The sequence below is a fragment of the Bartonella birtlesii IBS 325 genome, assembly GCF_000273375.1.
GTDB lineage: Bacteria > Pseudomonadota > Alphaproteobacteria > Rhizobiales > Rhizobiaceae > Bartonella > Bartonella birtlesii.
Genome location: NZ_CM001557.1, coordinates 1127473 through 1153225 on the forward strand (window position 1 = coordinate 1127473; position 25753 = coordinate 1153225).

General features: G+C 38.9%; 24 protein-coding genes and 1 tRNA gene. 21 read left to right on the forward strand and 4 right to left on the reverse strand.

Features of this window, described 5'->3' with window-relative positions:
- The 16 genes from QWU_RS09770 to nusB all read left to right on the forward strand — a co-directional run.
- Positions 1 to 107 (forward strand): EF-Tu C-terminal domain-related protein (locus tag QWU_RS09770; protein ID WP_017196356.1); only part of this gene is annotated, 107 nt, incomplete at its 5' end.
- A gap of 46 nt (positions 108 to 153) precedes the next feature.
- Positions 154 to 229, forward strand: a tRNA-Trp gene (locus tag QWU_RS05495).
- 199 nt (positions 230 to 428) lie between these two features.
- Entirely contained in the window at positions 429 to 641 is a 213-nt protein-coding gene (gene secE / locus QWU_RS05500) for a preprotein translocase subunit SecE (RefSeq protein ID WP_006589355.1), read from the forward strand.
- Positions 642 to 661: 20 nt separating this feature from the next.
- Entirely contained in the window at positions 662 to 1192 is a 531-nt protein-coding gene (nusG, locus tag QWU_RS05505; protein WP_006589356.1) for a transcription termination/antitermination protein NusG, read from the forward strand.
- Positions 1193 to 1340: 148 nt separating this feature from the next.
- Entirely contained in the window at positions 1341 to 1769 is a 429-nt protein-coding gene (gene rplK / locus QWU_RS05510; protein ID WP_006589357.1) for a 50S ribosomal protein L11, read from the forward strand.
- A gap of 4 nt (positions 1770 to 1773) precedes the next feature.
- Positions 1774 to 2472 (forward strand): 50S ribosomal protein L1, encoded by a 699-nt coding sequence (gene rplA / locus QWU_RS05515; protein WP_006589358.1) that lies wholly within the window; start codon positions 1774 to 1776, stop codon positions 2470 to 2472.
- 363 nt (positions 2473 to 2835) lie between these two features.
- Entirely contained in the window at positions 2836 to 3354 is a 519-nt protein-coding gene (gene rplJ, locus QWU_RS05520; protein WP_006589359.1) for a 50S ribosomal protein L10, read from the forward strand.
- A 102-nt stretch (positions 3355 to 3456) separates the two neighbouring features.
- Positions 3457 to 3828 carry a 50S ribosomal protein L7/L12 gene (rplL, locus tag QWU_RS05525; RefSeq protein ID WP_006589360.1) on the forward strand — a complete coding sequence of 124 codons (372 nt, stop codon included), beginning with the start codon at positions 3457 to 3459 and terminating at the stop codon, positions 3826 to 3828.
- A gap of 290 nt (positions 3829 to 4118) precedes the next feature.
- On the forward strand, positions 4119 to 8270 hold the full coding sequence (gene rpoB, locus QWU_RS05530; protein WP_017196357.1) for a DNA-directed RNA polymerase subunit beta: 4152 nt from the start codon (positions 4119 to 4121) through the stop codon (positions 8268 to 8270).
- Positions 8271 to 8449: 179 nt separating this feature from the next.
- Positions 8450 to 12661 (forward strand): DNA-directed RNA polymerase subunit beta', encoded by a 4212-nt coding sequence (gene rpoC / locus QWU_RS05535; protein ID WP_017196358.1) that lies wholly within the window; start codon positions 8450 to 8452, stop codon positions 12659 to 12661.
- Positions 12662 to 13560: 899 nt separating this feature from the next.
- Entirely contained in the window at positions 13561 to 14874 is a 1314-nt protein-coding gene (glyA, locus tag QWU_RS05540; protein WP_006589363.1) for a serine hydroxymethyltransferase, read from the forward strand.
- 13 nt (positions 14875 to 14887) lie between these two features.
- Positions 14888 to 15370 (forward strand): transcriptional regulator NrdR, encoded by a 483-nt coding sequence (nrdR, locus tag QWU_RS05545; RefSeq protein WP_006589364.1) that lies wholly within the window; start codon positions 14888 to 14890, stop codon positions 15368 to 15370.
- Complete coding sequence (gene ribD / locus QWU_RS05550) at positions 15363 to 16490, forward strand: bifunctional diaminohydroxyphosphoribosylaminopyrimidine deaminase/5-amino-6-(5-phosphoribosylamino)uracil reductase RibD (protein WP_006589365.1); 1128 nt, start codon at positions 15363 to 15365, stop codon at positions 16488 to 16490. The genes nrdR and ribD overlap by 8 nt, the downstream gene beginning before the upstream one ends.
- Positions 16472 to 17089, forward strand: a complete 618-nt coding sequence (locus tag QWU_RS05555; RefSeq protein ID WP_006589366.1) for a riboflavin synthase — start codon at positions 16472 to 16474, stop codon at positions 17087 to 17089. The genes ribD and QWU_RS05555 overlap by 19 nt, the downstream gene beginning before the upstream one ends.
- A gap of 81 nt (positions 17090 to 17170) precedes the next feature.
- Positions 17171 to 17617 carry a 6,7-dimethyl-8-ribityllumazine synthase gene (locus QWU_RS05560; protein WP_006589367.1) on the forward strand — a complete coding sequence of 149 codons (447 nt, stop codon included), beginning with the start codon at positions 17171 to 17173 and terminating at the stop codon, positions 17615 to 17617.
- Positions 17618 to 17626: 9 nt separating this feature from the next.
- Positions 17627 to 18097, forward strand: coding sequence for a transcription antitermination factor NusB (nusB, locus tag QWU_RS05565; protein ID WP_006589368.1), 471 nt, complete (start codon positions 17627 to 17629; stop codon positions 18095 to 18097).
- A 56-nt stretch (positions 18098 to 18153) separates the two neighbouring features.
- Here the strand turns inward: nusB and QWU_RS05570 are convergent, their stop codons facing one another.
- Positions 18154 to 18633 (reverse strand): outer membrane protein assembly factor BamE, encoded by a 480-nt coding sequence (locus QWU_RS05570; RefSeq protein WP_006589369.1) that lies wholly within the window; start codon positions 18631 to 18633, stop codon positions 18154 to 18156.
- 214 nt (positions 18634 to 18847) lie between these two features.
- Between QWU_RS05570 and QWU_RS05575 the strand changes: the two genes are divergently transcribed.
- From QWU_RS05575 to QWU_RS05595, 5 genes are all read left to right on the forward strand, one after another.
- On the forward strand, positions 18848 to 19405 hold the full coding sequence (locus QWU_RS05575) for a YceD family protein (RefSeq protein WP_006589370.1): 558 nt from the start codon (positions 18848 to 18850) through the stop codon (positions 19403 to 19405).
- A gap of 176 nt (positions 19406 to 19581) precedes the next feature.
- On the forward strand, positions 19582 to 20664 hold the full coding sequence (gene plsX / locus QWU_RS05580) for a phosphate acyltransferase PlsX (protein ID WP_006589371.1): 1083 nt from the start codon (positions 19582 to 19584) through the stop codon (positions 20662 to 20664).
- 36 nt (positions 20665 to 20700) lie between these two features.
- Positions 20701 to 21675 (forward strand): beta-ketoacyl-ACP synthase III, encoded by a 975-nt coding sequence (locus QWU_RS05585; RefSeq protein WP_006589372.1) that lies wholly within the window; start codon positions 20701 to 20703, stop codon positions 21673 to 21675.
- 75 nt (positions 21676 to 21750) lie between these two features.
- Entirely contained in the window at positions 21751 to 22074 is a 324-nt protein-coding gene (locus tag QWU_RS05590; protein WP_006589373.1) for an integration host factor subunit alpha, read from the forward strand.
- Between the two features lie 194 nt (positions 22075 to 22268).
- Positions 22269 to 22772 (forward strand): MerR family transcriptional regulator, encoded by a 504-nt coding sequence (locus QWU_RS05595; RefSeq protein WP_017196362.1) that lies wholly within the window; start codon positions 22269 to 22271, stop codon positions 22770 to 22772.
- A 50-nt stretch (positions 22773 to 22822) separates the two neighbouring features.
- Here QWU_RS05595 and thrS read toward each other — a convergent pair whose 3' ends face one another.
- The 3 genes from thrS to QWU_RS05610 all read right to left on the reverse strand — a co-directional run bounded on the left by thrS (position 22823) and on the right by QWU_RS05610 (position 25685).
- Complete coding sequence (gene thrS, locus QWU_RS05600; RefSeq protein WP_006589375.1) at positions 22823 to 24787, reverse strand: threonine--tRNA ligase; 1965 nt, start codon at positions 24785 to 24787, stop codon at positions 22823 to 22825.
- A gap of 115 nt (positions 24788 to 24902) precedes the next feature.
- Positions 24903 to 25256 carry a membrane protein insertion efficiency factor YidD gene (gene yidD, locus QWU_RS05605; protein WP_017196363.1) on the reverse strand — a complete coding sequence of 118 codons (354 nt, stop codon included), beginning with the start codon at positions 25254 to 25256 and terminating at the stop codon, positions 24903 to 24905.
- Complete coding sequence (locus QWU_RS05610; protein WP_006589377.1) at positions 25257 to 25685, reverse strand: iron-sulfur cluster assembly scaffold protein; 429 nt, start codon at positions 25683 to 25685, stop codon at positions 25257 to 25259. It abuts the gene before it with no gap.
- Positions 25686 to 25753 lie beyond the last annotated feature (68 nt).

The following is a 25753-nucleotide window of genomic DNA, read 5'->3' on the forward strand; positions in this document are numbered from 1 at the left end:
ATGTTTCTTTGATTGTTCCAATTGCCATGGAAGAGAAACTTCGTTTTGCTATTCGTGAGGGCGGTCGTACTGTTGGTGCAGGGATCGTTTCTAAGATCATTGAGTAAATAATGGTTGTTGAGGGTTGTTAAAGATATTTTAATTTTGAGAGTTAGGGGTATAGCTCAGTTGGTAGAGCGGCGGTCTCCAAAACCGCAGGTCGCGGGTTCAAATCCTGCTGCCCCTGCCAGGAGAGAAGTAGGTTTTTAGCTGTGAGGAGGTAGATTTTTTAATTGCCTTCTTTACTTTTTTTCTATAGGGCTTGTTTTTTTATGTGTGAATTGTTATTGAGTAAATATAAGGAAGCCGCATAGGGCTATTTTGCCTTTTGCATTTTTATTGTGTTTGTTTTTTATCACAATAAGGTTAGAAAGAGTATAGTGTGACTAATGGCATCTAAAACCAATCCAATTACCTTTTTTAAGCAAGTTTATGCAGAAACAGTCAAGGTGAAGTGGCCTACGCGTCGTGAGACGGTGATTTCAACTATTATGGTGCTGTTGGTAACTGCATTGGCTTCAGTTTTCTTCTTTGTTGTAGATCAGGTTATGCATTTTAGTGTGTGGCGGGGTATTGGTCTTCTAAAGTATCTTTTTAGTTGATAGTGCAAGGAAGTATGACTGTGGCTGCTCGTTGGTATATTGTTCAAGCATATTCAAATTTCGAAAAGAAGGTGGCAGAAGCTATCGAAAAAGAGGCCAAACAGAAAGGACTTGATCATCTGTTTGAAAAGGTTTTTGTTCCTACAGAGCGTATTGTAGAAGTTCGTCGTGGACGCAAAGTTGATGCTGAGAGGAAATTTTTTCCTGGTTATGTTCTTGTTTGTGCTGAGTTAACGGATGAGGTTTATCATCTTATTAAGAATACGCCTAAAGTAACAGGTTTTTTAGGATCGGATGCGCGTCCAGTCCCCATTTCTCATCGAGAAGTTGAACAAATTCTTAAACAAGTTCAAGAAGGGATTGAGGTCCAAAAGTCTTCAGTATTATTTGAGGTAGGCGAGCAAGTTCGTGTCGCTGATGGTCCTTTTGTTTCGTTTAATGGGATTGTTCAGGAGGTTGAAGAAGAGCGTTCTCGCCTTAAGGTGGAAGTGCTGATTTTTGGGCGTCCTACGCCTGTTGATTTAGAGTTTAATCAAGTTGAAAAACTTTAATTAAATTTAAAGTGGTTTTTTGATCACTTTGAAGAACTGGTGGGAGGTGATTTATGGCTTTTGTCGGCTTAATGATCCGAACCACTCACTTGCAGGGTGCTGATAAGATAGGTTATTAGCATACCAGTAAAATTGAAGGCAGATTGTTATGGCAAAAAAAAGTATAGGTCAGCTCAAATTGCAAGTTCCTGCAGGAGCAGCTACTCCATCCCCACCAATTGGTCCAGCACTTGGTCAACGTGGTATTAATATCATGGAGTTTTGTAAGGCGTTTAATGCAGCTACACAAGAAATGGAAAAGGGTGCGCCGATTCCAGTCATTATTACTTATTATCAAGATAAATCTTTTACTTTTTCTTTAAAAACGCCTCCTGTATCGTTTTTCTTGAAAAAGGAAGCAAATTTGAAATCTGGTTCAAAAGAACCTGGTAAGGTGTCTGTAGGGAGTATTCCTCGCGATAAGATACGTTCAATTGCAGAAGCAAAAATGAAAGATCTGAATGCAAATGACATTGAGGCAGCGATGCGCATGGTTGAAGGTTCTGCTCGCTCTATGGGCTTGGAAGTGGTAGGCTAATATTATGGCAAAAGTAGCAAAAAGAATAAAAAATATCCGCAAAGATGTTGATTTTAATCAACTTTATACTTTAAACGATGCGGTTTCGATGGTTAAAGATCGTGCAGTTGCTAAATTTGATGAAACAATTGAAATTTCAATAAATTTAGGTGTTGATCCTCGTCACGCAGATCAGATGGTTCGCGGTGTCGCACATTTGCCTAACGGAACGGGACGAAATATTCGTGTTGCCGTTTTTGCACGTGGTGATAAAGCTGAGGAAGCTAAAGCTGCTGGTGCTGATATTGTGGGGGCTGAAGATTTATTTGAGCGTATTAATGGTGGGGCCATCGATTTTGATCGTTGTATTGCAACGCCAGATATGATGCCTTTTGTTGGTCGTCTTGGTAAGATTTTGGGGCCGCGCAGTTTAATGCCTAATCCGAAAGTTGGTACTGTGACAGTTGATGTCGCTGGTGCTGTTAAGGCTTCTAAAGGTGGTGCTGTTGAATTTCGTGTTGAAAAAGCTGGTATTGTGCATGCTGGTATAGGTAAGGCTTCTTTTGGAATTGAGAAAATAGTGGAAAATATTAAAGCTTTTGCCAGCGCTGTTATTAAAGCTAAGCCGCAAGGTGCAAAAGGTGAATATATTAAGCGCGTTGCGGTTTCTTCGACTATGGGGATTGGAGTTAAAGTCGATCCTACAACAGTTCGTTCAGAATAGATCTGAATGAGTTTATAATTATATTTTGGGGTGTGTGAATATCGAAATTATATTTAAAATGTCGGTATTTTTCGGCGTTTTTCATCTAGGCTTTATCAAGCTTAGGTTATACCGGAAGAAATTCCGGAATATCCTGTCCGAGATTGCGGGTGATACTGTTTGAAGTATCTTAATCAAAAAGCCCACATGAGACTGGGGTAAAAACTGAGAGTTAAAAAACTTAAAGGGTTTGAGCCAGGGTTGCCTTTGATCGCTATGCGTGAAGAAGGGGACAGGATCCTCATCGATAACATAAAGTATTTTATGTTATCAAAGGTAATCGATAGATTTGTTTAAAACAAATCTGTTAAATGGAGAGAGACAGTGAATAGAGCGGAAAAACGCGAATTTGTTACATGGCTTAACGAGGCTTTTCAAAAGTCTGGTTCTGTTATTGTTGCACATTATTCTGGTCTGAAAGTTTCGCAGATGAACGAACTTCGTTCAAAAATGGGTGAAGCTGGTGGTGCCGTTAAAGTCGCCAAAAACCGTCTTGCTAAAATCGCTCTTCAGGGCACGGAATCTGAATCGATAGCAAGTCTGTTTACTGGGCAGACACTTATTGCTTATTCAGAAGATCCAATTACAGCGCCGAAAGTTGTTGTTGATTTTGCGAAAAGCAATGACAAATTTGTCATCCTTGGTGGTTCAATGGGGGCAACAAGTTTGAGTGTAGATGCTGTGAAGTCGTTGGCTTCATTACCTTCACTCAATGAGTTGCGGGCAAAACTCGTGGGTATGATTTCTACTCCTGCGACCCGTATTGCACAGGTTGTTAGTGCGCCTGCTGGTCAGGTTGCGCGTGTCATTGGAGCATATGCTCAGGAGGATAAGGCGGCTTGAGGCTGTTTTGTATTCATATTTATGGAAAAGCTTAGCTGCTTTTCTATTTTTTGAATAAATTTTAAACAATGGTTCAAATCTTTTAATTAAAGGAATTTAAAAATGGCTGATCTAGCGAAGATCGTAGAAGACCTTTCTAACTTAACTCTTTTGGAAGCTGCAGAGCTTTCTAAATTACTTGAAGAAAAATGGGGGGTTTCGGCTGCGGCTCCTGTAGCTGTAGCTGCTGTTGCTGGTGTTGCTGCTCCAGCTGCTGAAGAAAAAACAGAATTTGATGTTATTCTTGTTGAAGGTGGTGCACAAAAAATTAATGTCATTAAAGAAGTTCGTGCTCTTACGGGGCTTGGTCTTAAAGAAGCTAAAGATCTGGTCGAAGGTGCACCTAAACCTATTAAAGAAGGTGCCTCCAAAGAGGAAGCGGAAAAAATTAAGTCTCAACTTGAAGCTGCTGGTGCTAAAGTTGAACTTAAGTAAATTTGATTTTATCGGCGAGCATTTATGTTTGCCGATTTTCTTTCTTCTCATAAAAAGGAAGAGAAACAATAAAAGACTTTTCCCAAAGATTCAGTAGCTGTAATGGGGAAAGATTTTGTTCTTCTTAGTCCCTTTCTCGTGGACCAAGTAAGCGGATGGCTTGTGTTTAGTGGGACAAGTTGGTGGTGTTCGTTATCGGGCATCAAGTAAACTGATCTGCATGTGCAGGTTAATGGCATAAAGCTTTCAAGGTTTAGTCTACCTTGAAGAGTAAATATCAAGGAGCGACGATGGCTCAGACCCTAAAGATGATGTCTCAATTCAATGGTCGTAAGCGCGTACGCAAATTTTTTGGTAAGATTCCTGAAGTAGCAGAAATGCCGAATCTTATTGAAGTTCAAAAAGCGTCATATGATCAGTTTCTCATGGTTGAGGAACCGAAAGGCGGACGACCAGATGAAGGTTTGCAAGCTGTTTTTAAATCGGTATTTCCTATTTCGGATTTTTCCGGTACGGCTATGCTTGAGTTTGTTGGTTATGAATTTGATTTACCAAAATTTGATGTTGAAGAATGCCGTCAGCGTGATTTGACTTATGCTGCACCATTGAAGGTGATATTACGTTTAATTGTTTTTGATGTTGATGAGGATACTGGTTCGAAGGATATCAAAGATATCAAAGAGCAGGGCGTTTATATGGGCGATATGCCTTTAATGACGACCAATGGTACCTTTATTGTTAATGGTACGGAACGTGTTATCGTTTCGCAGATGCATCGTTCTCCTGGTGTCTTTTTTGACCATGATAAGGGAAAGTCCCATTCATCAGGTAAGTTTCTTTTTGCTGCTCGTGTTATTCCGTATCGTGGTTCTTGGCTGGATATTGAGTTTGATGCTAAGGATATCATTTATGCTCGTATTGATCGGCGCCGTAAGATTCCTGTCACTAGTCTTTTGATGGCATTAGGCATGGATGCCTCAGATATTTTGTCGACATTTTATAATAAAGTTACTTATGAGCGAGATGGGGATGGGTGGCGTATTCCTTATTCTGTTGATCGCTTTAAAGGAATGAAACTCGTTTCTGATCTTGTTGATGCGGACAGTGGTGAAGTTGTTGCTGAGGCGGGTAAAAAGCTAACAGTTCGTGTTGCAAAGATTTTAGCCGAGAAAGGTCTAAAGGTTGTTAAAGTTAGTGAGGATGATTTATTAGGGTGCTATTTAGCAGAAGATATAGTCAATTACCAGACAGGTGAAATTTACCTTGAAGCTGGTGATGAAATTGATGAGAAAATACTAAAGATTTTGTCTGATGTTAATGCGGATCAAATAGATATTCTTGATATTGATCATATGAATGTTGGGGCGTATATCCGCAATACTTTAAAAGTAGATAAAAATGAAAGTCGGCAGGATGCGTTGTTTGATATTTATCGAGTGATGCGTCCAGGTGAACCACCAACGATGGATACTGCAGAAGCGATGTTCCATTCGTTATTTTTTGATCCAGAGCGTTATGATCTTTCTGCTGTTGGGCGTGTTAAGATGAATTTGCGTATGGACCTTGATTGCCCAGACACAGTTCGTATTTTGCGTCAAGAGGATATTCTTGCTGTTGTTAAGATGTTAGTTGAATTGCGTGATGGCCGTGGTGAAATTGATGACATTGATAATCTTGGCAATCGTCGTGTGCGTTCTGTTGGAGAATTGATGGAAAATCAATACCGCATTGGCTTGCTTCGTATGGAGCGTGCAATAAAAGAGCGTATGTCGTCGGTTGAAATTGATGCGGTTATGCCGCAGGATTTGATAAATGCAAAACCTGCTGCTGCAGCGGTTCGCGAGTTTTTTGGATCTTCGCAATTGTCGCAATTTATGGATCAAACCAATCCATTGTCAGAGATTACCCATAAGCGCCGTCTTTCTGCTCTTGGTCCAGGTGGTTTGACACGTGAGAGAGCGGGTTTTGAAGTTCGTGACGTACATCCTACACATTATGGTCGTATTTGTCCGATTGAAACGCCTGAGGGTCCTAATATTGGTTTGATTAATTCCTTGGCGACATTTGCACGCGTTAATAAATATGGTTTTATTGAAAGTCCATACCGCAAAATTATTGATGGTAAAGTGACAACGGAAGTTATTTATCTGTCTGCTATGGAAGAATCGAAGCATTATGTAGCACAGGCCAATTCTTCATTGGATAGTGAAGGTCGCTTTACAGAAGAATTCGTTGTTTGTCGTCATGCTGGTGAAGTTTTGATGGCTCCGCGCGATCATGTAGATTTGATGGATGTTTCACCAAAGCAGTTGGTCTCGGTGGCAGCGGCGCTCATTCCATTTTTGGAAAATGATGATGCGAATCGCGCTTTGATGGGATCAAACATGCAGCGTCAGGCTGTTCCATTGATACGTGCTGAGGCACCATTTGTTGGTACGGGAATGGAAGCTGTTGTTGCACGTGATTCAGGTGCTGCTGTTAGTGCAAAGCGTAGTGGTATTGTTGATCAAGTTGATGCAACTCGTATTGTTATCCGTGCAACAGAAGATTTAGATCCTTCAAAGTCTGGTGTTGATATCTATCGTTTACAGAAATTTCAACGTTCTAATCAGTCTACTTGTATTAATCAACGTCCTCTTGTGCATGTTGGTGATCGGATAGAAAAGGGCGATATTATTGCAGATGGTCCATCCACGGATCTTGGTGATTTAGCTCTTGGACGGAATGTTCTTGTGGCTTTTATGCCTTGGAATGGATACAATTATGAAGATTCCATTTTGTTATCTGAGCGCATTGTTGCCGATGATGTTTTTACTTCGATTCATATTGAGGAATTTGAAGTTGCGGCACGGGATACAAAGCTTGGGCCTGAGGAAATTACCCGCGATATTCCTAACGTTGCAGAAGAAGCATTAAGGAATCTTGATGAGGCTGGTATTATCTATATTGGTGCTGAAGTTCAACCGGGCGATATTTTGGTTGGCAAGATTACACCAAAAGGTGAAAGTCCTATGACACCAGAAGAGAAGTTGTTGCGGGCAATATTTGGGGAAAAGGCTTCAGATGTTCGTGATACTTCTATGCGAATGCCACCAGGAACTTTTGGGACTGTTGTTGAAGTTCGTGTTTTTAACCGTCACGGTGTAGAAAAAGATGAACGCGCTATGGCAATTGAACGTGAAGAAATTGAACGTTTGGCTAAAGATCGTGATGATGAACAGTCGATTCTTGATCGTAATGTTTATGCGCGTCTTGCTGATATGTTGACAGGTAAAGTTGCTATAGAAGGACCAAAAGGTTTTTCAGGAAGCAAAGTGCTTGACAGTACGGTAATAGGACATTATCCGCGCTCACAATGGTGGCAATTCGCTATTGAAGATGAAAAGCTTCAAAATGAAATTGATGCTTTACGCAAGCAATATGATGAATCAAAAGAAGCGTTACAACGTCGCTTTATGGATAAAGTTGAAAAAGTCCAAAGAGGCGATGAAATGCCTCCTGGTGTCATGAAAATGGTAAAAGTTTTTGTGGCTGTAAAACGCAAAATCCAACCAGGCGACAAGATGGCAGGACGTCATGGTAATAAGGGAGTTGTGTCACGTATTCTTCCAGTAGAAGATATGCCGTTTTTGGAAGATGGAACCCATGCTGATATTGTTTTGAATCCGCTTGGTGTACCTAGTCGTATGAATGTTGGGCAAATTCTTGAAACGCATCTTGGTTGGGCCTGCGCTGGTATAGGTAAGAAGATTGGTGATTTACTAGAATTATATCAAGAGACCGGGGATATACTACCTCTGCGTCAGCGTATCGAAAATCTCATGCCTGATAATGATCATAATGAGCCAGTTCGTCAGTATGATAATGAAAGTCTTCACAAATTAGCGCAACAGATGAAGAAAGGTGTTTCAATTGCAACGCCTATTTTTGATGGAGCGCATGAAGCTGATATCAATATGATGTTGGAGGATGCAGGCTTAGATAGTTCAGGACAGGTTACGCTTTATGATGGTCGCACAGGGGAGCCTTTTGATCGTCCAGTGACCGTGGGCTATATTTATATGTTGAAGTTACATCACCTTGTTGATGATAAAATTCATGCACGTTCGATTGGACCATATTCCCTTGTAACACAGCAGCCATTGGGTGGTAAGGCACAATTTGGTGGTCAGCGTTTTGGTGAAATGGAGGTTTGGGCACTTGAAGCTTACGGTGCTGCGTACACTTTGCAGGAGATGCTGACAGTAAAATCAGATGATGTGGCTGGTCGAACAAAAGTCTACGAGGCAATCGTGCGCGGTGATGATACATTTGAGGCAGGTATACCGGAAAGCTTTAATGTTTTGGTAAAAGAAATGCGTTCACTGGCTCTTAATGTAGAGCTTGATGATGCACGCGAACTTATTGCACAACGCGCGTTATCTGATACAGCAGAACGATAATTCAAGGAGCGCACACTGAAAAGGATGCGCTCTAGTTATCTTGAGAAAGAAAATCAAGAAGCTTCTATGAAAAGAGTTATAGATCAGTTTAAAAAGTAGAAATAGATTTTAAATTAAGATCTGTTATAAAATTAAAGAGATATTACAATAGGTTCTAAGAATCTTTGAAGGAGAACAGCATGAACCACGAGGTCATGAATCTTTTCAATCCTCAAGCGCCAACGCAGACATTTGACTCTATTCGTATTTCCATCGCGAGTCCTGAGAAGATTTTGTCTTGGTCATACGGTGAGATCAAGAAGCCTGAGACTATTAATTATCGGACTTTTAAGCCAGAACGTGATGGTCTTTTTTGTGCACGTATATTTGGCCCTATTAAGGACTATGAATGTCTATGTGGTAAATATAAACGCATGAAATATAAGGGTATTATCTGTGAAAAATGTGGTGTAGAGGTTACTCTTTCGCGCGTACGTCGTGAGCGTATGGGGCATATTGAACTTGCTGCGCCCGTTGCACATATTTGGTTTCTTAAATCATTACCAGGTCGCATTTCCACACTTTTAGATTTAACTTTAAAAGATATCGAGCGGGTTCTTTATTTTGAGAATTACATTGTAACGGAACCAGGATTGACATCTCTTAAGCTTCATCAGCTTCTTTCGGAAGAAGAATATATGCTTGCTATTGATGAATTTGGAGAGGATCAATTTACAGCCATGATTGGTGCTGAGGCAATTTATGAGCTTTTAGCAGGTATGGAATTAGAGAAAATTGCTAATGATTTGCGTATCGAATTGTCCGAGACAACTTCAGAATTAAAACAAAAAAAGCTAATTAAACGGCTTAAAATCGTTGAAAACTTCCTTGAGTCTGGCAATAAACCAGAATGGATGATTATGAAGACGATACCAGTCATCCCACCAGATTTACGTCCGTTGGTTCCACTTGATGGTGGACGTTTTGCAACATCAGATTTAAATGATCTTTATCGACGTGTTATAAATCGTAATAACCGCTTGAAGCGATTAATTGAATTGCGTGCTCCTGGAATTATTGTGCGTAATGAAAAGCGTATGGTACAAGAAGCTGTTGATGCTTTGCTTGATAATGGTCGGCGTGGACGTGTGATTACCGGGGCAAATAAGCGTCCACTCAAGTCTCTTTCAGATATGCTAAAAGGTAAGCAAGGACGTTTCCGCCAAAACTTACTTGGGAAACGTGTTGATTATTCGGGGCGTTCTGTTATTGTGACGGGCCCTGAATTAAAATTGCATCAATGTGGCCTTCCTAAAAAAATGGCTTTGGAATTATTTAAGCCTTTTATTTATGCGCGGCTTGATGCAAAAGGGTTTTCATCAACTGTAAAGCAGGCCAAGAAGCTAGTAGAAAAAGAGCATCCAGAAGTTTGGGATATTTTGGATGAGGTTATTCGTGAACATCCTGTTTTGCTTAATCGTGCGCCAACATTGCACCGTTTAGGGATTCAAGCTTTTGAGCCTATCTTAATTGAAGGCAAAGCAATTCAGCTTCATCCATTGGTGTGTACGGCTTTTAACGCGGATTTTGATGGTGATCAGATGGCGGTTCACGTTCCGCTTTCTCTTGAGGCACAGCTTGAAGCTCGTGTTTTGATGATGTCGACCAATAATATTCTTCATCCCGCCAATGGTGCGCCAATTATTGTTCCCTCACAGGATATGGTTCTGGGGCTTTATTATCTTTCGATTGTTTCCGAGAAAGAACCGGGAGAAGGAATGGCTTTCGCCGATATGGGCGAGCTTCATCATGCTTTGGAAAATAAAATTGTAACGCTTCACACAAAGATCAAAGGTCGTGTTAAGAATATAGGAAAGGATGGGCAAGAGGTTGCTAAACTCTATGATACAACACCTGGTCGTTTAATTATTGGAGAGCTCTTGCCGAAAAATCCAAATATCTCGTTTGATATTATCAATCAGGAGATGACTAAAAAGAATATTTCTAAAATGATTGATCAAGTTTATCGTCATTGTGGGCAGAAAGAAACAGTTATCTTCTGTGATCGTATTATGCAACTTGGTTTTTCTTATGCGTGTCGTGCGGGGATTTCTTTTGGTAAGGACGATATGGTTATCCCTGATAGCAAATCGCGTTTAGTTGCAGAAACAGAAGCTTTGGCTAAAGAATATGAACAGCAATATAATGATGGTCTCATTACACAAGGTGAAAAATATAACAAGGTTGTGGATGCATGGGGTAAATGTACAGATCGAGTTGCGGATGAGATGATGAAGCGTATTCAGTCCATTGAATTTGATCCCAAGACCGGTCGTCAACGTCCAATGAACTCGATTTATATGATGTCGCATTCTGGAGCTCGTGGTTCTGCTAATCAAATGAAGCAGTTGGCTGGAATGCGTGGATTGATGGCAAAGCCATCGGGTGAGATTATTGAAACTCCAATTATTTCAAATTTTAAAGAAGGGCTAACCGTTAATGAGTACTTCAATTCGACACACGGTGCTCGTAAAGGACTTGCTGACACTGCATTAAAAACCGCTAACTCTGGTTATCTCACACGACGCCTTGTTGATGTCGCGCAGGATGCTATTATTTCGGCTGTGGATTGTGGTACAGCAAAGGGGCTGACCATGCAACCAATTGTTGATGCTGGGCAAATTGTTGCCTCTCTTGGGCAAAGAATTCTTGGTCGCACAGCGCTTGTTGATATTTTGCATCCAGTTTCTGGAGAAGTTATCCTTGAAGGTGGCGCAATGATTGAGGAAGCTGATGTTGCTAAGATTGAAGAAGCTGGAATTCAATCTGTCCAAATTCGCTCTGCTTTAACATGTGAAACACGCCTTGGTGTTTGTGCCAAATGCTATGGTCGTGATTTGGCGCGTGGTACATCGGTTAATCAGGGGGAGGCCGTTGGTGTTATTGCTGCTCAGTCCATTGGTGAACCAGGAACTCAGTTGACTATGCGTACTTTCCACTTAGGAGGAACAGCGCAAGTTGTTGATTCATCTCATTTAGAAGCCTCTTATGAAGGTACGGTAGAAATTCGTAATCGCAATGTGGTTCGCAATTCTGAAGGCCATTTGGTGGTTATGGGGCGTAATATGGCGATCATTATCAAGGATGAGAGTGGAAAAGAGCGTGTTGTGCATCGTGTTAGCTATGGTGCCCATATTTTTGTTGATGATGGTGATGTTGTTAGATGTGGCCAACGTATAGCAGAATGGGATCCTTATACACGTCCAGTTTTAACTGAAATTGAAGGGTATGTAGGCTTTGAAGATATGATTGATGGTTTATCAGTTACTGAAACAGCTGATGAATCTACAGGTATTACCAAGCGTTTGGTGATTGATTGGCGTGCTAATCCACGTGGTTCTGAGCTAAAACCAGCTATTATCATCCACGCAGATAAAAAAGGCGCGAACATTGCCAAATTGCATAAGGGTGGTGAAGCCCGTTATATGATGTCGGTGGAAACCATTCTTTCTGTTGAGCCTGGTTCTCATGTTAAGGCAGGAGATGTTATTGCTCGCTTGCCAATGGAAAGTGCAAAGACAAAAGATATTACAGGTGGTCTACCACGTGTGGCAGAGCTTTTTGAAGCAAGACGTCCAAAGGACCATGCCATCATTGCTGAAGTCAGTGGTACAATTCGCTTTGGTCGTGGTTATAAGAATAAGCGTCGTGTTATCATCGAGCCAAATGATGAAACTCTTGAGCCAGTAGAATATTTAATTCCGAAGGGTAAGTTGTTTCACTTCCAAGAGGGTGATCAGATTGAAAAAGGGGATTATATCCTCGATGGTAATCCAGCTCCTCACGATATCTTAGCAATTAAGGGGGTTGAAGCTTTGGCATCTTATCTTGTAAATGAAATTCAAGAAGTTTATCGTTTACAGGGTGTTCTCATTAATGACAAACATATTGAGGTGATTGTTCGCCAGATGTTGCAAAAAGTTGAAATTACTGAATCTGGGGATTCTGGTTATATTCCAGGCGATAATGTTGATCGTATTGAACTTGATGAAATCAATGATAATTTGATTGCAGAAGGAAAAAAGCCTGCATCTGGTACCCCCATCCTTCTTGGGATTACAAAAGCTTCTCTTCAAACACCATCGTTTATTTCAGCTGCGTCGTTTCAGGAAACAACAAGGGTGCTTACAGAGGCAGCGGTTTCTGGTAAAATTGATACTTTGCAAGGTCTTAAGGAGAATGTTATTGTCGGTCGTCTTATTCCTGCCGGTACAGGTGGTACGATTGCACAAATCCGCCGGATTGCTGCAGTTCGTGATGATTTAATTGTAGATGAGCGGCGCAAGTCTAGCAATAACGTGGCGGCTAAGGCTATGTTGACAAATATGGCAACTAACGCAGTTGCTGAATAATTTGAGTGCATACTCAAAAAGGAAAATGGAAAAGCGCCTGAATTTAGAATTTGGGTGCTTTTTATATTATTAAATGCAGCGTGAGAGTATTTTTTAATAAATATAAGCAAATCTATAAAGTTGCTGCTATTTTTAGCATCCTTTATAGTTTATTGTGTCTTTTGATAATAGATTTACCTTTTCTATTGTTTGTAGGATTTTATGCGGTTAGATAAAAGCTTCGTTTGCAAAATATGTAAAATAACTGCTTAAGATAATAGGTGGCGATATCTTAAAGAAAAGGGATAATTTATCTGAAATGAGCTAACCGCTGCTTTTCAATGCCGATTAGATATCCTCTATAAAGATTGAAAAAGCTTTACAAAAAATAACAAAAAATCTTTTTTGTCGTCTAAAAATACCGATTTTCTGCTATATAATTTTTCACATAGCGGACCTTTACATATTTCTTTTATAAAAAATTCAAGAAAACCAACGATAAAATGCTAACCAAAATTTTATATAAAAATAGATAAATTCTTATAAGAGCGTGTTTACAAAAACAAAAGAGAAATGTGCAAATATTATGCAATTTGTGCATTGACATGTCAATTTTCAATAAGCATCTCGACTTCGCCTTATTATTGAGCACAAGTTACACCTTTTAGTGTAGAGGCATACGATTTCAAATGCTCAAGTTAGAAGCTAAAATTTAAGATTTCTACAAGTAGTCAGATACAACAGAACAAATATAGCATTAATATCACTATAAAATTTTAGATCAAGTAAAAATTAATATTCAAAAGAATAAGATAAATGTTTGCACCATTTTTAAGTAAGAATGGTTTAAAATATTTGGTTTGCGTGGTTTGCTGTGTTATCGTTTGATAGGTTTATTTTTAATGTTAGGAATGTATTTTATGACTCAGCAAGGAAATGACATACAAAAGCGCTTTTTTAATGATGATTTACAGACCATCGATGCTGCAATCTTTGATGCAATTAAGGGAGAGTTTGAGCGTCAACAACATGAAATTGAACTGATTGCTTCAGAGAATATTGTTTCAAGAGCGGTTCTTGAGGCACAGGGGTCGGTTCTAACCAATAAATATGCAGAAGGTTATCCAAGAAAGCGCTACTATGGAGGTTGTCAATTTGTTGATGTCGTTGAAGATTTAGCAATTGAAAGGGCAAAACAGCTTTTTGGTGCTGCTTTTGCGAATGTTCAGTCTCATTCTGGTAGTCAAATGAATCAGGCGGTTTTTTTAGCTTTACTTCAGCCGGGTGATACATTTATGGGACTGGATTTAAATGCTGGTGGTCATCTTACGCACGGTTCATCCGTCAATATGTCGGGAAAATGGTTTGATGTTGTTTCCTATGGTGTGCGGCAAGAAGATCAGATTATTGATATGGAGGAAGTTAAACGGCTTGCAAAGGAACGTAAGCCAAAACTTATTATAGCAGGCGGATCGTCTTATCCTCGATTGTGGGATTGGAAACGATTCCGTGAAATTGCAGATGAGGTCGGCGCTTATTTCCTTGTTGATATGTCTCATATTGCGGGTCTAGTTGCTGGAGGTGTTCATCCTTCACCTGTTCCTCATGCACATATTGTAACGACAACAACGCATAAGTCATTACGTGGTCCTCGAGGTGGCTTGATATTGACAAATGATGAGGCTTTATCCAGAAAAATCAATTCAGCTATTTTTCCTGGTCTTCAGGGTGGTCCTTTAATGCATGTGATTGCAGCTAAGGCTGTTGCATTTGCAGAGGCTTTGCAGCCTTCTTTCAAAAGTTACAGTGCTCATGTTGTTGCTAATGCCAAAATCTTAGCAAAAACATTACAGAGTAATGGTTTTAATATTGTTTCTGGTGGTACAGATAATCATTTGTTATTAGTCGATTTGCGTTCCAAAAATATAACAGGAAAGCGTGCTGAATTAGCTTTAGGGCGGGCACATATCACCTGTAATAAAAATGGCATTCCTTTTGATCCTGAGTCACCATCTATAACATCAGGAATTCGTTTAGGATCACCTGCTGCGACAACACGTGGTTTTGCAGAAAAGGAATTTATTCAAGTTGGTGAGCTGATTTCAGAAGTTCTTGAGGCGCTCAGAACAGCAAGCAGTGATGAGGATAATAGTGCTGTTGAAATGGCTGTTAAGAAAAAGGTGAAAGATATAACGAATCAGTTTCCTCTTTATCCTTATCTTAGCGCTTGTTAAGGACACAATAGAGATGCGCTGTCCTTACTGCCAATACGAGGATACACAGGTTAAGGATTCACGTCCGGCGGAAGAAGGAACCGTTATTCGTCGTCGGCGTGTATGTTCCGTTTGTGGTGGTCGCTTTACAACTTTTGAGCGTGTTCAATTACGTGAGCTTTTAGTTTTTAAAAAAAATGGAAAATACGAACCATTTGATCGTGATAAGTTAATGCGATCGGTTGATATAGCTATACGGAAACGTAATATTGATCCTGACTATATTGAACGAGCGATTTCTGGCATTGTACGTCAACTTGAAAGTTTGGGAGAACCAGAAATTGCTTCAGAAAAAATTGGACATCTTGTGATGGAAGCATTGAAAAGAATTGATGACATTGCTTATATCCGTTTTGCTTCTGTTTATCGAGATTTTCGTAATGCCAGCGATTTTCATGATGTTATAGATGAGTTGTCAAAGGGCATAACGGACACAGAATTTCATTTTGATGAATAAAAAAATGCAAGATGAACGGTTTATGGCTGCAGCTATCCGTTTGGCAGAACGACATGTTGGTCTTACGGGTGAGAATCCTTCAGTTGGTACGTTAATTGTGCGAAACGATAACGATATAGGAGCATCCATTGTTGGTTATGGTGTCACAGCCATTAATGGAAGGCCACACGCTGAAGTGCAAGCTTTGCATATGGCAGGCTCTTTGGCACACGGAGCCACTGCATATGTCACTTTAGAACCTTGTTCGCATTATGGAAAAACTTCACCGTGTGTAAATGCACTCATTGATTCAGGTATTTCTCGGGTTGTTATTGCTCTGACCGATTTAGATAAGCGGGTTGATGGTCGTGGTATTGCTCTTTTACGGATGGCTGGTATCGAAGTTGTTGAAGGCGTTTTGGCGCAAGAGGCGTTTGAAGCTTTGTGCTCCCATTGGTGTATAAAAACAATGCAACGTTGTTCTGTCACTTTTAAAATGGCAATTTCTGCTGATAATGGTGTAGGAAAAAAGGGGCAAGGCGGAATAAAAATTAGTGGAATGATTTCTCATACTCATACGCATATTCTGCGCGCTCAAAATAATGCCATTCTTGTTGGTCTTGGTACTATATTAGCAGATGATCCACAATTGAATTGTCGTTTACCAGGGATGGAAAAACGTTCACCTGTACGTATTGTTTTAGATGTAGATTTATCTATTCCCCTTGATGCAAAAGTTGTTCGAACAGCAACAAAAATTCCTACATGGGTTATTTGTAATAAGAATTTTGCAAAGAAAGGCAAAAAAAGTGCGTTAGAGCAGTATGGCGTGTCTGTGTATTCAGTAGAAATGAAAAATGGTTATCTACAGCCTCTTGCTATTTTACAGCTGCTTTATCAATGTGGAATCAATAGTGTTTTACTTGAGGGGGGGGTAAAGACAGGAGAAAAGTTTTTAAATGCTGGTTGTGTAGATCATTTGATATGTTTTTATACCCCTGTTATTTTAGGAAAAAATCGTATTGAGGCACCTCATTTTGGAAATTATCTTTCACAGTTTCATGAAGTTGAGACAAGAATATTTGGAAATGACCGTTTTTATAAATGGAGACGTAAGACATTATGTTTACAGGGATTATAACAAATATTGGTTGTGTTGAAGATGTTCAATCTTTAAAGCAAGGAGTGCGTTTAAATATTTCTACGCACTATGATCTAGAGAGTTTAGAAATTGGTGCATCTATTGCCTGTTCAGGAATTTGCCTGACTCTCGTTGAGAGAGGATCAAAATGTGCGAATCTTAATTGGTTTGCTGTGGAAGCGTGGGAAGAAGCATTGCGTTTGACGAATCTTACAGAGTGGAAAAAAGGAACTCGTATTAATTTAGAGCGTTCACTCAAATTGGGCGATGAAATAGGTGGGCACTTGGTTTTTGGGCATATCGATGGCTTGGCTGAGGTTATTGATCAAAAAAATGAAGGTGATGCAATTCGTTTTTTTCTAAAAATTCCAAAACAATTTACACCCTTTATTGTCAATAAGGGGTCTATTGCACTCAATGGAACATCTTTAACTGTTAATTTTATTGAAGATTGTATTTTTAATGTTCTTATTATCCGTCACACACTTGAAATGACAACTTGGGGACAAACTAAAATTGGCGATCAGGTTAATTTAGAAATTGATCAGTTTGCTCGGTATGCTGCGAAATTTTCTAACTTTAAAATGAAAGATGAATAAGCTGAAAGTTACTGATAGTTTTTAAAATTTTGTACTCTATAACTCTTAATTCGTTTGTTTGTTTTTTATTGGAATTCTGTTATGACAAAAGAAAGACATAAAAAGCCGCATCTATTGATTGTTGAAGCACGTTTTTATGATGAGATTTCTGATACACTTCTGGCAGGTGCAGTAAGTGCTTTGCAAAAAGCTGGAGCAAGCTATGATGTTGTAACAGTTCCAGGCGCTTTAGAAATACCGAGTGCAATAGCTTTTGCTGAAAAGAGTAAGGTATTTTATGATGGTTATGTCGCACTTGGTTGTGTTATTCGAGGAGAAACATATCATTTTGAAATTGTTGCTAATGATTCTTGTCGTGCTTTGATGGATTTAACCATTCATAGACACTTGGTTATTGGCAATGGTATTTTAACCGTTGAAAATGAAAACCAAGCATGGGAACGTGCAAAGCAGGATAAAAAAAATAAAGGTGGTTTTGCTGCTGAAGCTGCTTTATGTATGATCGCTCTAAAAAACATTTGGAGTTAATCAATAAATATGTCTGATATGAAAAGTAGGCATTCTTCACGCTCAGCTAATAAACGTGGAGCAGCAAGGCTCGCTGCAGTTCAAGCGCTTTATCAAATGGATATTGTTGGTTCTGGTGTGATAGAAACAGCAGCTGAATATGAGGCTTATCGTTTAGGAAAAGATATTGATGGAAATCAATATCTTGATGCTGATTTTCAATGGTTTTTGGCTATTATTACTGGTGTTGTAAAGAATCAAAAACAACTCGATCCAATGCTTCATCAACAGCTTTCTACTGAATGGTCACTCTCACGTCTCGATTCTATACTACGTGCAATTTTGCGTGCAGGCTTATGGGAGTTAATCAATCGTCAAGATGTTCCCGTTGCTGTTATTATGAATGAATATGTAGATATAGCAAAGGCATTTTTTGAAGGCGACGAACCAAAGCTTGTCAATGCGGTTTTGGATAATATGGCTAAAAAAATACGCACTTGAAAAACACACGCTACAATCCTGAAAGCATCAGGACTGTAAGCAGATAGTATATAAGTTTAGTTATGAATTGGCAAATTCGCTGGGCCTTTTATAATTTGAAGCAAAAAAGGTTGTTCTTTTGTTGCGGTTGGTGTTGTTTGCGCAATAAAATCAAAGACTTGACCATCTCGCAAACCATAGTTGGCTACTTTAGTAACCTGATCGTTTTTATTAAAATAAATGGCTAAAACTTTACGGTCAATAATTCTTGTTTTCATAAACTGCATCCCACGATAGCGTGTTTGTGAGATATAATAAAAGATTTCATTATCATATTTTGTTTTTAACGAAGGGGTTCCTAATGCAAGCAGAACCTGCTCTTGGCTTGATCCAATGGAAATAGAACCAAGAGCATTTTTATCAAGAATATAACCTTCTTGATATATTTGGCTTGTGCCTGAAGAATCAAGAATACTACAACCCGCAGCTGCTACCATGCTTGCTATTGACAGACCAATCAATAGTTTACGTTTGATTATGTCTACTCTGTAAGGCATTTGAAACAATGGTATCTCCCTTTTATACTTATATTACAAGAAGGCAATCTCAAGTTTTTTCTCATTTTAGCTTAATCTATCATAGCTTACATTGAGTTTCCCTGTTATAAAGTAAATTATGCCATACAGAATTTCTTTAGAAAAGAAAAAATGAATGAAATGTATTTTGGCTAAATAAAAGCGCAGTACATCCTTTTCTATTCGGGAGTTGCTAATGAATGTTCAAAATATTTCTCAAATGGCATTTGCTTTAACTTATCCAATCTCAGTACGCTCCTTGCCAGCGAAAGGTATAAGAGTTCATATTTGCACAAATAAGCAAGAATGTGTAAATTTAGCTAAAAATCATGCTTTGGTTGAAGTAAAATCCTGTGAGGGAAAATTCCATATTTTCCCGTGGAAAAAGCGTGGGGTACGTATAAAAGGTCTATTGCAGGCACGTATAATACAGTTATGTGTTATCACATTAGAGCCATTAGAAAACGTTCTCCGTGAAAATATTGAAGTTGTTTTTGTCCCTGAGGGTTCAGATTTGTTGAAACCAAAAATATTGGAGGATACGAGGGAATTGTTTTTAGATGCGGAGGGGCTAGATACGCCAGAAGTGTTTTATGGTGATAAAATTGATATTGGTGCAATCATGGAAGAGTTTTTTGAGTTATCCATTAATCATTACCCACGCAAAGAGGGAAGTGAGATGCTCATCATAGAAGATGGAGAAAAAATTGGACAAAAATTATCACCCTTTTCTGTTTTGAAAAGTTGGAAGTGATTGTAAAAATGTAAAAAAAATATCTATTATATATTATTATAAAAAAGTTATTTTCTGCGAAGTTATTTTCGCATGATGCACTTTTTTTGTTGTTCTAATAACAAAAAATTGCCATAGGCATTCAGATGCATAAATGAAAATAAAATGCGTAAATGAAAAAATGTGGGATATGCGACGTGATTAGGATTTCTGTAGATGTCATGGGCGGTGATTATGGTCCGGAAGCCACTATTGCAGGAGCAGCAATTGTACAAAAACATTTGCCAAATATTTATTTTTTATTTTATGGCATAAAAGAAGTTGTTGCCCCGGTTTTAAAAAGATACCCTTGTTTGGTTTCTGTGTCGCACTTTTATCCTACAGAAAGTTATACGCGTATGGATGAGAAGCCAAGCCAAGCACTTCGTAATGGACGTGGTAAATCATCGATGTGGTATGCAATTGAAGCAGTAAAAAATGGTGAAGCTGATGCTTGTATTTCTGCGGGCAATACTGGTGCTCTCATGGCAATGTCTTATTTTTGTCTAAAAATGATGGCGGAAGCTGAGCGTCCTGGAATCGCTGGTATTTGGCCAACACTTCGCAGCGAGAGTATCGTTTTGGATATTGGAGCGACGATTGGGGCATCTGCTAGCCAGTTGGTTGATTTGGCCGTTATGGGGGCGGGTATGTTTCGCGCTTTATATCATACTGAAAAACCAACTGTTGGGCTCTTAAATGTAGGTGTTGAAGAGGTTAAAGGCCTTTATGAGATTAAAAAGGCGGGAATGATATTGCGTGAAGTGCAATTAGAAGGATTAGAATATAAGGGATTTGTTGAAGGAAATGACATTGGAAAGGGAACAGTGGATGTTGTTGTAACAGAAGGATTTGCTGGTAATATTGCTTTAAAAACTGCGGAGGGAACTGCACGGCAAATAGCGGAAATCTTAAATTCCGCACTGCGAAGTTCTCTTTTAACATCTCTTGGCTATTTTTTATCGCGGAGTGCTTTTCGTACACTGAAACACAAGATGGATCCCGATAGAGTTAATGGTGGTGTGCTTTTAGGTTTAAATGGTGTTGTCATCAAAAGTCATGGTAGTGCTAATGCTAACGGTTTTGCTTCTGCTATTCGTGTTGGTTACGAGATGGTTCATAATGAATTGTTAAAAAAAATAACAGCTGATTTACGGCATTTTCATGAGAATAAAGAAACGCTTTTTGATCAAGATAATGAAGCAATAGTGAAGGGGAGAAATCATGATAAGCTTTTGTAATGCAAATAGAAAATATAAAGAAAAGGTTTGGGGAGAATGATTCGATCCGTTATGTGTGGGGTAGGAAGTGCCTTGCCAGAAAAAAGCTTATCGAATGATGAGATTGCAAAATTTGTTGAAACATCAGATTCATGGATTGTTCAGCGTACAGGAATACGCCAACGTTATATTGCTAGTGAAAATGAAACAACTGTTTCTTTAGGAGTTAAAGCTGCACAAGCAGCCCTTACAAATGCTGGTTTAAAAATAAAAGACATTGATTGTATTATTTTAGCAACGTCTACTCCAAATCGTACTTTTCCTGCTTCTGCGGTTGAAATTCAGCATGCTTTGGGAATGCACCATGGATTTGCTTTTGATGTTCAAGCTGTTTGCACTGGTTTTATTTTCGCTTTAACGACAGCAGATGCTTATTTACGCTGCGGAGCAGCCAAGAGAGTTTTAGTGATCGGATCTGATACATTTTCTCGAATTTTGGATTGGCAAGATCGCACGACATGTGTTTTATTTGGTGATGGTGCAGGTGCAGCTATTTTGGAGGCACAAAACAGTGAAGAGGGGAAAACTTTTGATCGTGGTATATTGTCTACGAAACTACGCTCTGATGGTGCGTATATGGATAAGCTCTATGTGGATGGTGGTCCCTCAACAACGCAAACAACGGGTTATTTGCGTATGGAAGGACGAGAAGTTTTTAAATATGCAGTTGGTATGATAACGGATGTGGTTGATGACTGTTTTACAGCTGCTGGCATGGTTTCTTCACAATTAGATTGGTTTGTACCGCATCAGGCCAATAGGCGTATTATTGAAGCATCAGCTAGAAAATTAGGAATTGCCATAGATAAAGTTGTGATTACTGTTGATCAGCATGGTAATACCTCTGCTGCGTCGGTGCCATTGGCTTTAACTACGGCTATTGGTGATGGAAGAATTAAAAAAGGAGATCTCATCATGTTAGAAGCTATGGGCGGCGGATTTACATGGGGAGCAATTCTTATTCGTTGGTAGTATAGTCACTTGACCATATTTGAATAAAACGTATAAGTCACTTGATAATTTTTAATATTTGAATAGGTGGTTATAATGACAAGTAAAACAGTAACGCGTGCAGATTTAGCGAGCGTAGTTTGTAGAAGGGTTGGCTTGTCACATACTGAATCAGCAGCTTTGGTTGAATTGGTTTTGGATGAAATTTGCAATTCACTGATAAGAGGTGAGGCTGTTAAATTATCTTCTTTTGCAACTTTTCAAGTCCGTAATAAAAATGAACGGGTTGGGCGTAATCCAAAAACCGGTATTGAAGCGCCTATCCCACCGCGACGTGTTGTGACATTTAAGGCTGCAAATATACTTAAACAGAGAATTCTTGATTCGCATCGTGCAAGGCGAAAAGGCGATATTGCATAAATAGACGCTGTTATAATGTTTGGTATTTATTAAAAAAAATTGTATAGGATAAAATTATGCGTTTTTTTAAGAAAAAAGCTTTTTGGTTTAAAGATTATCAAGTGTGGTCCTATTTTTGACCAATCTTGTTGAGAAATTAGAGCTTGATAAGTCTTTGTGAAATCATTTGTAGTATTTTGATAAGGTATGATAAAATGGATAAGAGCTCCGATGCTTTTCGCACAATTAGCGAAGTAGCTGAATTGTTGGAGCTTCCACAACATGTATTAAGATTTTGGGAAACGCGTTTTAGGCAGATTAAACCGATGAAACGTGGTGGGGGAAGGCGCTATTATCGCCCCGCCGATATTGATTTGCTCAATAGTATTAAGAAGTTATTGTATGATCAGGGATATACCATAAAAGGTGTGCAACGCCTTTTGAAAGAAAATGGAATTGCTTTTGTCACTGCATTTGGAAATGGCGATCTGGATGCTATGAATATTGTTGTAGAAAAAAAATATGTGGGTGATACTTCTGAAACAAGTAACAATAAGTCTAAAAAATCTTCTTTTGGGCTTTTGAGTTTCATGAGGAATGAAGGTGAGACATCTATTGGTTCTGTTAACATTTACAAAGATAAAACTGATAAAGCATTGCTACAGGAGACTCTATTTGAATTGATTGAATGCAAGCGTGTGCTTGATAGAGCACGATAGCCAAGGGTTCTTTCCGCTTGATAGTTCTTTTTAGTTTTTTTAGGCACTCATTAACGGCGTAAATCTGGAGGGACTGCTTCATCTGTGAGTTGCCTAATTACTTCCTCTGTAGATAAAAATACTTGATCCATACTTCCTAAGCGGCGTACGCTTACGCTGTTTGTTTCGATTTCACGTTTGCCGCACACCAAAATCACAGGAATTTTTTGTAAAGAGTGTTCGCGTATTTTATAGTTAATTTTTTCATTACGAAGATCTGATGTGGCGGAAAGCCCAACAGCTTTAAGTTTTGCTGTTATTTTTTTTGCATATTCATTTGCTTCTGATGTAATCGTTGCCACAATGACTTGTTCAGGTGCGAGCCAAAGAGGCATATGCCCAGCAAAATTTTCGATTAATATACCGAGAAACCGCTCCATTGAGCCAAAAATGGCACGATGTATCATGACAGGTTGACGTTTTTCTGAATCTTTATCAATATAAAATGCTCCAAAACGCTCAGGAAGATTAAAGTCTATTTGTGTTGTTCCACATTGCCATTCACGACCGATAGCATCCTTTAATGTATATTCAAATTTCGGACCATAAAACGCTCCTTCACCTAGAAGGATATCTGTTTTTATCTGTCCTGAGAATTTTGTTTCAATAGTTGTAAGGACGGACTTCATAATATTTTCTGCATGGTCCCATGACGCATCAGATCCAACTCGTTTTTTTGGGCGTGTTGAAAGTTTAAGACTAATTTCTTTAAATCCAAAATCAGCATAAGTAGATAAAATCAAATCATTAATGCTGAGGCATTCATCGGCTAACTGCTCATCTGTACAAAAAATATGTGCATCATCTTGTGTAAAGCCACGTACACGCATCAGACCATGAAGAGAGCCTGAAGGCTCATAACGATGGACAAGACCGAATTCAGCAAGCCTTATAGGCAAATCGCGGTAAGATTTTAAACCATGTTTAAAAATCTGTACATGACCAGGGCAATTCATTGGTTTAAGAGCGTAAACATTTTCATCATCCCAATCATCAGCTGCTGGAATTGCTTTGAACATATTCTCCTTATACCACTCCCAATGGCCAGATATTTCCCAAAGTGATCTATCGAGAACTTGTGGTGCATTAACTTCAGCATATTGATGGTCATCAAGTCGTCTACGCATATAATTGATCAAATTTTGGAACATTTTCCAACCTTTTTTATGCCAAAAAATCATGCCTGGTCCTTCTTCTTGGAAATGAAATAAGTCCATTTCCCTTCCTAAACGGCGATGATCGCGTTTTTCAGCTTCTTCTAACATGTGTAGATAAGCTTTTAAGTCATTTTCATTCGCAAATGCTGTGCCATAAATTCTCGTGAGCATTGGCTTATTGGCATCACCACGCCAATAAGCTCCTGCAACTTTCATCAATTTGAAGGCATTGCCAATCTGGCCAGTAGATTGCATGTGAGGTCCGCGGCAAAGGTCAAACCAATCACCTTGATAATAGATTTTTAAATCTTGATTTTCAGGGACGCTATCTATAAGCTCAACCTTATAGAGTTCTCCTTTTTCAGAAAAAACCTCTCGAGCTTTTTCACGAGACCAAATCTCTTTTTTGAAAGCTTTATTGCGTTGGATAATTTCATGCATTTTCTTTTCAATAACGGAGAGATCATCCAAGGTAAAAGGTTGTTGACGTGCAAAGTCATAATAAAAGCCATTTTCGATAACAGGGCCGATTGTTACTTGCGTTTCAGGAAAAAGCTCTTGCACTGCTTCAGCTAGAACATGTGCACAATCATGGCGTATAAGTTCAAGAGCACGTGGATCTTCTCGGGTAATAATTTCTATTTGACCAGATTGTTCTAATGAATCTGATAGATCTCGGGTGATTCCATTAAGATTATAGGCGACTGCTTTTTTTGCCAGTGATTTAGAAATGGATTCTGCCAATTCCAAACCGGTCATTTGGGCTGGATAATCACGTTTTGAACCATCAGGAAAAGAAAGAGAAACAGAACAGGACATAAAATACCCCTTTAAGCCAATTCCGCTAACGATTGCGGATGGTTTTGTAAAAAATTAGTAATTATTAAAGCCTATAATTGATTTTCTTATCAAGAGGTATGAAAAAAGGAAAGGATTATTTATGATTTTTTTTATAAATTTTCCAGTAACGCCAAGGTTTATAAAAACAATAAGAATTTTCAAGAGAGGTAGGAACTGGATCAAATCCATATGTTCCAAATGGGCCACAACGTATAAGACGAAAAAGCCCCATCCAAAAACCAACCCATAGTCCATGGCGCGCGATCGCTTCATAAGTATATTCTGAACAAGTTGGTGCATGGCGGCACTGATTGCCTATGAAACTGGAAAATGTTATTTGATAAAAACGTATCAAGAAAATTCCAAGCAATCGCCCTGGTGTTTTCCGCCAAGGGCCCATATAATTTCGCCTTTGTTTCTTTTTTTGTTGAGACTGTGATCTGAGCATTTATTTTCTTTTAATTTGTTTAATACAATCTACAGTTGCATCAAAGGGAAGCATCGTTGATGCATGACGTTCTTTGTAGTCTTTAATAGGTTGTAAGCAAGAAAAGGCTTCAAAGGGAGCTTGAGGAGGTGGACCATTTTTTGTTAGCATATGATAGATAACTTCATGCAACAGTACCAGATTTTGTGTTGTTTGTCCTACGATATGGGATGCTAAAAGTGAAGCAGAAGCTTGTCCTAGCACGCACGCATGCACTTCATGGGCAAAATCTGTCACGATATTATTTTCTATTTTTAGATCTACAGTGATTGTTGAACCACAAAGGCGTGCAGATTTTTTTGACGTTGCGTTTGGATTATTAAGACGCCCAATTCTGCTTATGTGTGCAGCATATTCAAGTATTTTGTCACTATAAATATTGTCAATCATGCACTATCGCCTGAAATTTTAAGAATCGTGATTGTTTAAACTTTTCATTTGCTTATATAAAGATTATA